This is a genomic window from Gordonia sp. ABSL11-1 (assembly GCF_030315685.1).
In the GTDB taxonomy this organism is placed as follows: domain Bacteria; phylum Actinomycetota; class Actinomycetes; order Mycobacteriales; family Mycobacteriaceae; genus Gordonia.
In genome coordinates, this window is the sequence record NZ_JASXSI010000012.1 from 164496 (window position 1) to 176207 (window position 11712).

13 protein-coding genes and 4 pseudogenes are annotated in these 11712 nt (G+C 64.7%); 13 read left to right on the forward strand and 4 right to left on the reverse strand.

The features are described 5' to 3' along the window. Positions 1-26: 26 nt before the first annotated feature. The 6 genes and pseudogenes from QSJ19_RS15040 (at position 27) to QSJ19_RS15065 (ending at position 3404) form a co-directional block, all read left to right on the forward strand. Positions 27-929 (forward strand): annotated as a pseudogene (locus QSJ19_RS15040) (SH3-like domain-containing protein). Between the two features lie 5 nt (positions 930-934). Further along, positions 935-1600: pseudogene (gene scnC / locus QSJ19_RS15045) on the forward strand (thiocyanate hydrolase subunit gamma). Position 1601: 1 nt separating this feature from the next. Beyond that, positions 1602-1961: a thiocyanate hydrolase gene (locus QSJ19_RS15050; protein ID WP_286321512.1), complete on the forward strand. Its 360-nt coding sequence runs from the start codon at positions 1602-1604 to the stop codon at positions 1959-1961. 74 nt (positions 1962-2035) lie between these two features. After that, positions 2036-2701 carry a DsbA family protein gene (locus tag QSJ19_RS15055; protein WP_286321513.1) on the forward strand — a complete coding sequence of 222 codons (666 nt, stop codon included), beginning with the start codon at positions 2036-2038 and terminating at the stop codon, positions 2699-2701. Positions 2702-2730: 29 nt separating this feature from the next. After that, positions 2731-2982: a DUF6480 family protein gene (locus QSJ19_RS15060; protein ID WP_286321514.1), complete on the forward strand. Its 252-nt coding sequence runs from the start codon at positions 2731-2733 to the stop codon at positions 2980-2982. 38 nt (positions 2983-3020) lie between these two features. Then, positions 3021-3404, forward strand: a complete 384-nt coding sequence (locus tag QSJ19_RS15065) for a DUF2255 family protein (RefSeq protein ID WP_286321515.1) — start codon at positions 3021-3023, stop codon at positions 3402-3404. Positions 3405-3409: 5 nt separating this feature from the next. Here the strand turns inward: QSJ19_RS15065 and QSJ19_RS15070 are convergent. Then, positions 3410-4889, reverse strand: a pseudogene (locus QSJ19_RS15070) (APC family permease). Between the two features lie 198 nt (positions 4890-5087). Between QSJ19_RS15070 and QSJ19_RS15075 the strand changes: the two are divergent. The 3 genes from QSJ19_RS15075 to QSJ19_RS15085 all read left to right on the forward strand — a co-directional run bounded on the left by QSJ19_RS15075 (position 5088) and on the right by QSJ19_RS15085 (position 6895). Then, complete coding sequence (locus QSJ19_RS15075) at positions 5088-5756, forward strand: LGFP repeat-containing protein (RefSeq protein WP_286321516.1); 669 nt, start codon at positions 5088-5090, stop codon at positions 5754-5756. A 75-nt stretch (positions 5757-5831) separates the two neighbouring features. Then, the gene (locus QSJ19_RS15080; RefSeq protein WP_286321518.1) at positions 5832-6167 is read left to right on the forward strand and encodes an ArsR/SmtB family transcription factor; all 336 of its coding nucleotides are present in this window, start codon (positions 5832-5834) and stop codon (positions 6165-6167) included. After that, positions 6167-6895, forward strand: coding sequence for a cation efflux transmembrane domain-containing protein (locus QSJ19_RS15085; RefSeq protein WP_286321519.1), 729 nt, complete (start codon positions 6167-6169; stop codon positions 6893-6895). The genes QSJ19_RS15080 and QSJ19_RS15085 overlap by 1 nt, the downstream gene beginning before the upstream one ends. On the opposite strand, the gene QSJ19_RS15090 is transcribed toward QSJ19_RS15085, so the two are convergent. Both QSJ19_RS15090 and QSJ19_RS15095 read right to left on the reverse strand, forming a co-directional pair. Then, entirely contained in the window at positions 6874-7281 is a 408-nt protein-coding gene (locus QSJ19_RS15090; RefSeq protein ID WP_286321521.1) for a hypothetical protein, read from the reverse strand. The two genes, QSJ19_RS15085 and QSJ19_RS15090, sit on opposite strands and share 22 nt — an antisense overlap. A 137-nt stretch (positions 7282-7418) precedes the next feature. Further along, positions 7419-8336, reverse strand: coding sequence for an AraC-like ligand-binding domain-containing protein (locus QSJ19_RS15095; RefSeq protein ID WP_286321522.1), 918 nt, complete (start codon positions 8334-8336; stop codon positions 7419-7421). A gap of 234 nt (positions 8337-8570) precedes the next feature. Here QSJ19_RS15095 and QSJ19_RS15100 point away from each other — a divergent pair, with 234 nt between their 5' ends. Together QSJ19_RS15100 and QSJ19_RS15105 are read left to right on the forward strand one after the other, a co-directional pair. Further along, positions 8571-9602: a carbon-nitrogen hydrolase family protein gene (locus QSJ19_RS15100; protein WP_286321524.1), complete on the forward strand. Its 1032-nt coding sequence runs from the start codon at positions 8571-8573 to the stop codon at positions 9600-9602. Between the two features lie 12 nt (positions 9603-9614). Next, entirely contained in the window at positions 9615-10154 is a 540-nt protein-coding gene (locus QSJ19_RS15105) for a group I truncated hemoglobin (RefSeq protein WP_286321525.1), read from the forward strand. A 163-nt stretch (positions 10155-10317) separates the two neighbouring features. Here the strand turns inward: QSJ19_RS15105 and QSJ19_RS15110 are convergent, their stop codons facing one another. After that, positions 10318-10578 carry a hypothetical protein gene (locus QSJ19_RS15110; protein ID WP_286321526.1) on the reverse strand — a complete coding sequence of 87 codons (261 nt, stop codon included), beginning with the start codon at positions 10576-10578 and terminating at the stop codon, positions 10318-10320. A 205-nt stretch (positions 10579-10783) separates the two neighbouring features. Between QSJ19_RS15110 and QSJ19_RS15115 the strand changes: the two are divergent. Together QSJ19_RS15115 and QSJ19_RS15120 are read left to right on the forward strand one after the other, a co-directional pair. Then, positions 10784-10888, forward strand: a pseudogene (locus QSJ19_RS15115) (IS21-like element helper ATPase IstB); the annotation flags it as partial. Positions 10889-10989: 101 nt separating this feature from the next. Continuing rightward, on the forward strand, positions 10990-11712 hold a 723-nt coding region (locus QSJ19_RS15120), incomplete at its 3' end, for a prolyl oligopeptidase family serine peptidase (protein WP_286321528.1).

An 11712-nucleotide genomic window follows, 5' to 3' on the forward strand; every position in this document is an offset into this window, starting at 1 on the left:
AGGAACGTCACCCTCGAGGAGGTCCCGTGAGCACATCACAAGAGCGGGCGACGCAACTCGATCTGGTGGCCAGGCTGAAGTCGTCCTACCCCGGAACTGCCGGACGCGCCGACACCCGATCTGCTCGATCATGCGCGTTTCGTCGCCTACATGAAGCCGCTCCACGACGTCGGTGGTGAGCCGGATTCGCCTCTCACGTAGGAGAACAAGCAGTATGAGCACTGGGAGCGCATGACCTATGTGGTGTGCGAGGTGCTGGCATGGCGTGGCATCTGGCTGTCCGAAGAGCGTCGCCGTATCGGCAACGTCGAGGTCGGCCGGGCCGTCTACCTGGGCATCCCGTACTGCGGCCGGTGGCTTCTCGCCGTCGCCCGAATCCTGGTGGAGAAACATCACATCGGCCTGGGCGAATTCGGGGAGCGGATGCTCGATGTCCACGAGAGATACGCCGACCGGCTCAGCGGGAAATCGTTGGACGCTCGACCGCGATCGATCGGCGACGGGGCAGACGTGCCGCGCAACAGTCATCACGAATACGCGGTGGGGACCGGCGACCCACAGATCTACGCGGGTCGGGCCGGCCGGCCGAGGTTCGCTGTCGGACAACATGTACTCGTCCGGGACCTCCCGGTGCTGCTGTGCACACGGACACCGGAGTACGTGCGTGGCGCCGTCGGCGAGATCGACACGGTGGCGTACGAGAGTCCGGCTCCCGAGGACGAGACCTGGGGACGCGAGGACGCCACACCGGAATGGTTCTATGTCGTCCGATTCGACGTGGCCGACTGTGGGACGGATACACCGGTCCGGCGACGGACACCCTGTGCACCGAGATCCCCGGGCGTTGGCTCACCCTCGCCGAATCGGAAGGACCGACCGCGGGACCGATGACCACGACCACCACGATCACGACCACGCACGCACGGTGAAGCCCATGGTCGACGAGGTCACCGACTTCGAGGTGCTCGAGATCGCGTTGCACGAGTTGTGTATCGAGAAAGGTCTGTTCACCAGCGATGAGCATCAACAGTTCACCGAGTTCGCCGAGCGGATCGGGCCCACACCCGCCGCACGCCTTGTAGCGGGGGAGCGGCTTGCTCCCGCATTCAAGGAACTGGCACTCGCGGAACCGATGACGGCGAGCAAAGAGGTCGGCGTCGACCGGCTGGAGCCCACCGGTTTCGGCACACCGAGCGATATCACCGCGTTCGAGATCCTCGAGGACACCCCAGAGATCCATCACGTCATCGTCTGCGCGTTGTGTACCTGCTATCCGCGACCCATCCTGGGGAACTCACCGGAGTGGTATCGCACTCCCGACTACCGTCGGGGGATGGTCCGATGGCCCCGACAGGTGCTGTCGAGTTCGGATTGACTCTGCCCGACGGTGTGTCGGTACGCGTTCAGGATTCCAACCAGAAGTTCCGGTTCATGGTCATGCCGATGCGGCCCCCGGGAACCGACGACTGGGGACGAGGACGGGCTGACCGAGATCATCACCCGCGAGTGCCTGATCGGTGTCGCACTGCCGAAGCCCGGGATTACGACCAACGCCGTCGTCGAGACGCGGCCGGCGGTCCATCCCCGTGAGGCGTACTGAGATGACCACCGACGCGAATGGCCAAACCGGACAGCATGATCCGTTGACCGAGATCGTCGAGCGTGACCAGACCTGGCCACGGATGGCGCGGAAGTATGGAGTCGAGAACCCGACACCACCGTGGAAGACAAGTCTTGACGGCATGTGCGATGCGCTCGATCGAGCCGATGATCCTGCCGTACCGAGCGGAGAACAACGCCGAGACGACGAGGACGCACTGACCGCGACGGTGTACCCATCGGTCCCGTTCCCGGAGAGTCAACTCGTGTCGCTCGCCCATTCGCTGCTGGACCGCGGTCTGGTCGGCGAGACGGAACTACGCGAACGCATGGCAGCGGTGCGTAAGCGGCTCGAGGTCTGATCGGGAGCCCGGCCGCCACGCAGCGCTCGGTATGCTGACGTCATGTCCGTTTTGTGTGATTCTGCGCAGTCGTCGTGACCCGCCGAACACGGTTGCGATCGCCGCTTGCCGTCACCGTGGTCGCGATCGTGGCGATCGTCGTCGCCGGCATCGTGGTCCTCCTCGGTCGCGACGATTCACCGTCGGTCACCAGTGCAGACGGATCCGGTGCGGTGGTGCGCGCCGATAGTCATCGGTTGACCGATCCGCCGCAGAGTCGCGCCCAGTTCGTCGAGTTTCTCGATTTCGAGTGCGAAGCGTGCGCCGCGGTGCATCCGCTGATCGAGGAACTTCGCGCGTCCTACGGCGACCAGGTGACGTTCGTCGTGCGCTACTTCCCGATGCCGGGACATGTGAACGGGGAGCGGGCTGCTCGTGCCGTCGAGGCCGCGGCGCACCAGGGGCGCTTCGAGCAGATGTATCAGCGCATGTTCAGCACGCAGAGTCAATGGGGAGAGCGTGAGGAACCCGCCGACGGTGTGTTCCGGACGTTCGCCGCGGACTTGGGCCTCGACATGGCCGGCTTCGACGAGAGTTATCACGCTCCCGCGACAATCGAGCGTGTCCGTGCCGACGTCGCTGACGGTCTGTCACTAGGTGTGCAGGGCACCCCGACCTTCTTCCTCGACGGCATGAGGTTGCAGCCGACCAGCTACGACGATCTCGTGGCCGCGATCGAGGAACGTCTGTCGGATGCGTGAACCGAGGTCGTCGCGGGTACCCCTCCGTGATGACTGACAAGGACTCCGACGACACCCGGTTCGATCCGCAGAATCCCGATCCGGCCTCCACGGCCGGTCTCGAGCCGGGAGGGGGTGTCGCGCCAGGTGACATCCCGCCTGCCGAGACCGCGGTCGGCGGGCCACAGCACGAGCCGCCGCAGCGGCGCAGCATCGGCGCGATGATCGCCATTGGGCTCGCGGTCCTGGTGGTCATCGTCGTGGCTGCAGGATTGATCGAGAGGGCGTTCGGGTTGTTCTGACGTCGAATGCGCCCCGGGACACCCTCTAGGCTCGATGGATGAGCACTGGCTGGTCGATGGATGAGCTCTCCGCGCTGGAGTCCGCAGACGAACTCGAAATCGCCACGCCACGTCCGGACGGCACGGTCGGCCGCTACGTGCCGATCTGGGTGGTGTGCAGCAGCCGGCACGTCTATGTGCGGACATGGCATCGCCGGGACACCGGGTGGTTCGGGCGGGCCGCTCGTACGGGTGATGCACGAATCCGGTTCGGAGAACACGAGATCGACGTGATCGTTGACGACGTCGGAAGCGATGTGGACCTACGACCCGCCGTCGACGAGGCCTATCGCACGAAGTACGGACGATACGGATCCGCCACCGTGGATCGGATGGTCGGCGACGATGCCGGGCGGACGACGCTTCGGCTCACACCGCGATAGCAGTGTCAGTGCTGCTGGTAGCCGAGCACCGTTCTGTCCTGGCCGGGCTCGGTGAGCAGGACATCGCGGCGGTAGATCATCAAATAGGCGAAATACATGCCGCCGAGAAGTATCAGCCCGCCGACGATGACCGCAGGAACAGTCGCGTCGATGGGGGACAGCAGCACGACGACGGCGCACACCGACCAGACGAGCGCCGCAACCGCGACCGGCACCTCGAAGCGGCCGAGATCGAAAGCGCCGCTTCGGCGATCGAGTCGATGTCGCACCACCAGATATCGGGCGACGACGAGCCCGTAGGTGATCGCGGGGAACAGGGTTCCCGCGGTGATCAGTTCGACGAGCGCGTCGCCCGGCAGCACGATCATCACGACGATCCCGATCACCAGCGGCAGGAGCGTTGCGGCGATCGGGGTCTTCGTGTGCGAATTGACCTCTCGCATCCAACGATGGCCGGGGAATCGGCCGTCACGCGACATCGCGAACACGGTGCGGGCACACGAGGTCATCGTGACCAAGCCGCCACCGAAGAACGCGATGGCGATGACCACCAACAGGATTCGTTCCATCGGTGCGCCGAGCTGGTCGCGCATGATGGTGGCGACCGGCGATTCCGACGCGCTGACCTTGGTGATGTCGTCGATCGCGACAGTGAGCGCGATCAGGAACAACATGCCGAGGACGCCGGCGGCCGCGACGGAACCGACGATCGCCCGAGGCACGCTGCGGTGCGGATCCTTGGCTTCCTCGGCCATGTTGGCGGCGGAGTCGAAGCCGACCAGGGTCGCCAGTCCGACGATCATGACGGCCATCAGGCCGCCACCGAAAGGCGAAGTAGTCGGCCGATCCAGTGGCGACACCGCGTGAGCCGAGATTGTCGACCGAGCCATCGCCGGTCACCGCGACCGCGATCAGCAGGGCGGCCACGAGTAGCACCACGATCGCGACCTCGACACCGACCGCCAGCGAGTTGATCAGTCCGACAAGCCTGGTCGACGCGATCGCGAGTGCCGCCTGCATGAGCATGACCACCACGGTGACCATGCGGACCATGTGGTCGTCGGGCGCCATCCCCAAGAGTGGCATCAGGCACTGGCCGGCCATCGCGTTGTCGATCGCCATGAGACTCGTGACGAGATAGCAGAAGGTCAACCAGCCGAAACCCCAACCGACGCGCGGGTTTGCCAGTCGCGACGCCCATTGGCACGACGACCCGCTGAGCGGAATGCGTGCGGCGAACGGCACGATCACCAGTGCGACCCGCAACTGACCGGCCAGGGCGATCAGCCATGTCCAGATGCCCGCCGGACCGGAGTTCGTCAGCAACATCCCGTAGGTGCCGAAGATGCCGACCGCCACGGAGATGAACGCGAAGGGCACGGCGAAGACCTGGAACGAGCCCCGGGTGCGCTTCAGCTCAGGGGCGTAACCGAACTCGTGGGACACCTCGTCGGTGTCATCGGTGCGTGACAGCCGTTCGCTCATACGGCCTCCGCCGGTCCGGTGAGCTCAAAGCTCGACCCCGCAGGGGCGCGCCAATACGCAAACATGCCGTTCACAACCCACCTGGCCTGTCCGGTCGACGTCTGGCGATGCTTCGTCGCTGTCCTGGCGATAGGGTCATCGCGGTATCTGCTGTCGTCACATTCGAGCGGCCTCGGGCCGTCGACATGAGAGGAATTCATGAGGCCACTCGCTGACCGCCGCGTCACCGTCGTCGTGGGACTGTCCGCGGTCCTGTTGATCGCCGCAGGCTGCAGCAGCGACGACACGACGGACGAGGCCGCGCCCCAAACCTCGGCGGTCGCGTCGTCGGCGGCGGAAACAACTGTGGAGCCCAGCGGTGAGACGACGTCAGCCACGGTCTCCGAGACGACGACCAGCGCCGTACCCACAGAAACGTCGATCTCGGGTGTCGGGGACGTCGATGTGACACTGACCGGCCCGATCGCCGTCAAGTACACGTCAGCGACCGACGCTCAGAAGGCCGCTCTCGGTAAACCGCTGACCGGCGATCGCAACGCGGGGACCCGAGACAGCGGCGTTGTGTTCCAGCAGTTCGAAGGTGGGGTCATCGTCGCGAAGAACGACACCGCCGGTACGCCTGCCTACATCACCACCTCGGGCAAGATCCGGGACGCGTGGAACACCGAGCGCGCACCCGATGGCACCCCGTCGCTCACCGGCATGAACGGCTCGCCCGGACCTCTGGGTGTCCCCACCAGCGATGTGCTCCGACAAGGTGAGATCGAGAAGGTGACATTCGAGCACGGGACGATCACGGAGAACACCAGGACCGGAGCGATCACGGTGACGGTCAACGGCAAGGTCGTGCCATCGGGTCTCAAATAGACCTCCGATGTGCGTGATCGCCACCCATCCGTTTCAGGATTTCCTGAATACACGATTCGATGTACAGTCGCTCGTATGGAAACGGTGGTCGTGACCCAGCGTGATGCCTTGACCCGATTCGGGTACGCGTTGTCGGATTCGACGCGCACGCAGGTGCTGTTGCGGCTGCGTGCAGGTGCGGCCTACCCGTCCGAACTGGCAGAGACGATCGGTGTCTCGCGCCAAGCGCTGTCGAACCATCTGGCATGCCTGCGGGGGTGTGGTCTCGTGGTTGCGGTCCCGGAAGGACGCCGTACTCGTTATGAGTTGGCGGACAGACGGATCGGGCATGCGCTGGGCGACTTGCTGGGCCTGGTGTTGGCGGTCGATCCGGCGTGCTGCGTCGATTCCGAGGACGAGGGGTGTTGCTGATGGCCTCCGAGTTGGGGCTACCGGCCGTCGGTGGGCCGGCCCTGACCGATGTGCGACGACAGTTGCTGTCACGGCGAATTCGCTGGTTCGTCGCCGCGACCATTGTTTACAACGTTGCCGAGGCAGTGATCGCGATCAGTGAAGGTACACGTGTCTCGTCGACGGCGTTGATCGGATTCGGCCTCGATTCGGTGATTGAGGTGTCATCGGCTGCGGCGGTGGCGTGGCAGTTCGCCGGCAAGGATCCCGAACGTCGAGAGCGGGTGGCTCTGCGGATCATCGCATTCTCGTTCTTCGCGCTGGCTGCGTATGTCGGCATCGATTCGGTTCGCGCACTGTCGGGGATGGGCGAGGATGCCCGCCACTCGACGATCGGCATCGCGCTGGCCGCCGTCAGTGTGGTGATCATGCCGGTGCTGTCGTGGGCCGAGCGTCGAGCGGGCCGGGAGCTTGGTTCGCTGAGTGCGGTCGCCGACTCGAAGCAGACATTGCTGTGCACGTATCTGTCCGCGGTTCTGCTGGTCGGGCTGGTGATCAACAGTCTGTTGGGGTGGTCGTGGGCCGACCCGGTCGCCGCTCTGGTCATCGCAGCTATCGCCGTGCGCGAGGGTGTCAATGCGTGGAGGGGAGATGCGTGTTGCACAACTGGCTTCACTCGTCACGGCGCACACCGTGACGGATGCGATTGTTGTGGCGCGGAAGGCTGTCATTCATCGCCACTGAGATGATCACTTGCTCTGCGTTCGATAGTGGTGATCACCGCCGAACAGACAACGGCGACGGACACCACCACGGCGAATGGTACGGCCGTGATGAGCAGACCGAAGTCGGGCATGCACAAGCCGTCTCGGCACTCGTAGTGGCCGCTGTACTCGCGGATCTGGGAAACTGAGAACCCGAGGGCGACCGCCCACGTCAGTGCAAAGGGGATCGTCGCGGTGACCCCGCGGCCGCGCAGGCGCAGGGAGACCGTACTGACCAGGAGTGCGGCTGCAGCAATCGCCGCTTTGGTGTGGAAGGCGGCGACAAGACGGGCGTCCTCGTCGATTGTCGTCGTGTGCGATCGCATGAAGTAGACGGCAAGCGCCCACGGGATAGCGACGGTGGCGACCATATGCGCCGCACGCCAGATTCCAAGCGGCGTCTGCCATCGGTTCGGCGAGTGCTCCACCATAGGCGCATCGTGCCACGGTTCGTGCGGGTGACGCGGGATTCACCTGTGGTGCGGCTGCAGCCACCGGTCGTGATCTGTCAATCCCGCGATGGGTTCTTCAATGCCGATGGAGGGTAGCCGTAAAGACGTCGAAAGGCCCGTGTGAAGGTGTCGGGCCCGGCGAAGCCGCTGCTGACAGCGGCATCCAGAACCGAGTGACCCGAAGTCAACTGTCTGTGCGCCACGGACAATCGTGCGCGTCTGAGGTAGTCACCGGGGGAGTCGTCGAGATGATCGGCGAAGACCTTGTACACCAGGCGAACCGATACGTGGTTGGCGATGGCCAGGGTCTCCACCGTGAGCGTGGGGTCGGTCAAGTGGTCGTCGATGTACGTGCGTAACGAGCGGGCGAGTGTCTGGTTGTCGACGGCCGGCGGCATCGTGCGATCAACCGAGAGGAGGGACGCGCGGAGGAGGGTCGTGGTGGCGTCGGCGAGCATCTCCCGCTCGATGAGCGGCGCTTGGTGAGATGTCTGAGGGTCGATGGACGACAACAGGTTCTGCAGGGCGATCATTCCCGCCGATACGGGTAGTGCGGTGGCGGTGAGGTCGGTGAACGCATGCCCGGTTCGTGCGATCAGTCCGCGCGGGACCTGCAAGACGATCTCGCTCATCCGCCCGGGAAAGCTCAGTCGGTACGGTGCGGACGCGTCGTACAGGGCGGCGCGTCCCATGGTCAGGTCGACTTCGCGCCCATGCTGCGCGACGCGGCCGCGTCCAGATCGGTGGACGGAGATCAGCAAGTCGTCTCGAGGATGCTCGGCGATGGTCTTCGCTGTGCGCACCACTTCGGAGCCCGCACTCGCCACCCGCGTGACGGAGACGCCCGGCGTGAGCTCAACCCGCTCGAGCGTCGCAGCGAACCGGGGTGAGGCGGAGCGCACGCGCAGCGGCACGAATGCGTTGCTGCAGGCGTCGGCCCACTCTGCGGCCGACCGTGCTCGAACCCGGCTCATGGGACGAGTGTACGAACTCGTCGACGGCTTCCGGAGGTGTTCGTGTTGCGCATGTGTTGCGGTTCTGGGTCCGCCGATGTCAGGTGCATGAATCGTCGAAAGCGCTGGTGACAAGCGTGCAGGAATCATCGGATGTGATGCAGGAAACACCGAGAGCGTCGCGGGGAAGGATCCATAGCGTGAGTGTCGCGGCGCTCGACGTGTCGCATTCCGACAAGCAGCAGGAGGCACTCCGTGTCCGACTACACAAAGGCATTCCGTGCGGCGACGGTCCAGGCCGAACCGGTCTGGAACGACGTCGACGGCGGCATAGACAAGACGATCGCGCTCGTCGCGGAGGCCGCGTCCAATGGTGCCGAGATCATCGCGTTCCCCGAGGTGTGGATCCCTGGTTATCCATGGTTTCTCTGGCTGGACTCCGTCGCATGGCAGTCCCAGTTCGTCGTGACCTACGTGACCAACTCCATCGAGGTCGGCAGCGATCGGTTCGCTCGGATCGAGGCTGCAGCGCAGGAGAACGGAATCGCCGTGTCGCTCGGGTTCAGCGAGCGGGACGGCGGCTCGGTGTACATCGCCCAGGCGTTCATCGACGCGAACGGAGTCACCAGGACGGTCCGCCGCAAACTCAAGCCGACACACGTGGAACGCACGCTGTTCGGTGAGGGCGACGGCTCGGACATCCAGGTCATCGACACCGATCTCGGTAGGGTGGGTGCGCTCAACTGCTGGGAACACCTCCAGCCGCTCGCAAAGTACGCGATGTTCGCACAGGGGGAGCAGCTCCACGTCGCCGCGTGGCCGAGCTTCTCGATCTTCGAGGGTGCCGTCTATGCGCTCGGACCCGAGGTGAACGTCGGCGCTGCCCGGCAATACGCGGTCGAGGGACAGACCTTTGTGTTGTCTCCCAGCGGCATCGTCGGGGAGGCGGGCCAGAACCTGCTCGCCGATACCGACCTCAAGAAGCAACTGCTACGGGTCGGCGGCGGTCACGCACGGATCTTCGGGCCAGACGGTCAGGATCTGGCCGAGCCGCTCGCGCCAACCGCCGAGGGGATCCTGTATGCCGACATCGACTACTCGGCGATCCTCGCCGCGAAGAATGCCGCCGACCCTGTCGGCCACTATTCGCGCCCCGACGTGTTCCAGCTCGTCTTCGACGACACCAAGCGCAGCAAGGTGATCCGTCCGACGCCGACACACGGAGGTGGCCAGACGGTCGAAACCGACGCCGTCGACACGGAACTCGAACAGATACTCGAAGCCTGAACAGGAGATGTGATGACCGAACACGCCCACCCGGGTATCGAATCGTCTGATGCGGGGCCCTCACTCTATGAACGACTCGGCGGATACGACGCAATCTATGTGTTCGCTGCGGCCGCCCTGAAAAAGGGTATGGCCCACCCCGACATCGGTCACATCTGGGCCCACATGTCGGAGTCAACGTTCTACAAGGAGCACATCAACTTCGTCGACTTCCTGTCCGAGCAGTGGGGTGGCAACGTCCGCTATCGCGGGCGTGACATGGTCACCGCGCATCGAGGTATGGGCCTGACAGAGGTCCACTGGAATGCGATGTTCGACTGCCTGTACGAGTGCTATGACGAGTTCGGAATCCCGCAGGAGTTGCGGGGCGAGGTCGATGCGTCGTTCAACAAGTTCAAGCCCGCGGTTGTTGGCAGTCCGTCGTATCGCGATGTCGTGCTCGCACACCCGGAGATCGATGTCACCAAGGGGATGAAGAGCGTGGGGGTGCATTGGCCGGATCGTCGTGAACGTCATGCGATTCCGCGTGAGGCGGAGCAGTCCGGGTCGTGACCGTCTGCTGCTGGTGGTGGCGTGGCTGTTCTGCCGGATCTGCCGGAGTCGGGGCCGACTCCCTCGCTCATTCATCATGTCAGCTCACCGACGACATCACGCGAACCGCGGACCTCGTGGTGGTGGTCGGCCCCGCCGAGGACTCTCCGGCCGCCCATAGCTCTCATCCGGGCCGGTCGGCTACCTCGAGCAGGTCGGCCATGTGATGGAGGCGCCCTGCCCACGCGTGGTCGCCGTCGGCGCCGTCGAGTGCTTCGGCGCGTGCCCGGAAACGCACCCATTCAGCTGCGCGGTCGGGATCGAGATTCGCTGATGCGGCGTAGCGCCGGATCCATGCCTGGGCAGTACGCGCATCCGGCGGTACCGGCGCGAGCGGATCGATCATCGGCCCAGACGTCGGCGTGTCGATAGCCACGTACCGCATGGGGGTCGATGATCTGCCAACGGTTGCCGGCGCGTAATGCGTTGCTGCCGTGGAGGTCGCCGTGAGGGACGACGTCGTCGTCCACGGGTGAGAGCAGCGTCGAGTTCCCGAGTGTTCTGCGCCAGTCGTGCGAGTATGTGCCCCCGATGTGCGGGGAACCAGTTGCGGGTTGCAGGGCCGCATGCAGTCGCCCGACGAGCGTGCGCGGCTATGCGCCGCGATCGTTGACCGGCTCACCTTCGGCGGCCACATCATCGAAACTGGCACCAACAGTTACCGCCTGGCCCACACCCAGAAAGCAGTCCGGTAGACGCCTAATACTCCGACCAGGGGCAAGACGCTGCCCGCGACAGGGCATACCCCGTGGAGCACAGGCGTCGTCCAGCTGCCCCGCGGTCTAGCGTGAAAGCTATGACCGCGGAACTCACTCATGCGACCCTCGACACCATTCCCGCGATCTACGCCCTCCCGGCGCCCACGAACGATCGGCATCAACTCGCGTTGTTTCTTCCCCACCTCGGCGGGACGAAAGAGGCTGTAAGCAGGCAACTGTCAGAGTTGTCCGGACGAGGATTCACCGCGATCAGCTTCGATCCATGGCGGGCCGGACAGCGTGGCAGCGGTGATGACCGAGCTCTCATGGGTGAGGTGTTTACCCACTTTCGCCGGTACATGTGGCCGATCCTTGGACAAAGCACTCTCGATGCAGTCCACGTTCTCGACTGGGCCATCGAATACTTCAACGTCGCCGCGGACAGCATCGTGGCAGGTGGCCTCTCCATGGGTGGCGACATCAGCATCGCCCTTGCAGGTATCGACCATCGAGTCACCCGGGTGGCCGCAGTTGCCGCCACACCTGATTGGACGCGTCCTGGCATGCACTCAGTCGCAGACCCTGCCACCATCATCGATCAAGGCGAGCCGACCGCTTACGGGCAATGGCTCTACCAGCAGATCAACCCAGCCACCCACCCGAATCACTACACCCACGGCCCGGCGATCGCCTTCGAGCTCGGAGCCCGCGACACACATGTGCCTCCAGCATCAGCAACCGCGTTCCACACCACACTACGTTCGGCAGCACCGCTCGCCGCAGAACGCATGCGCATCACCCAGCACACCGGACGCGACCAC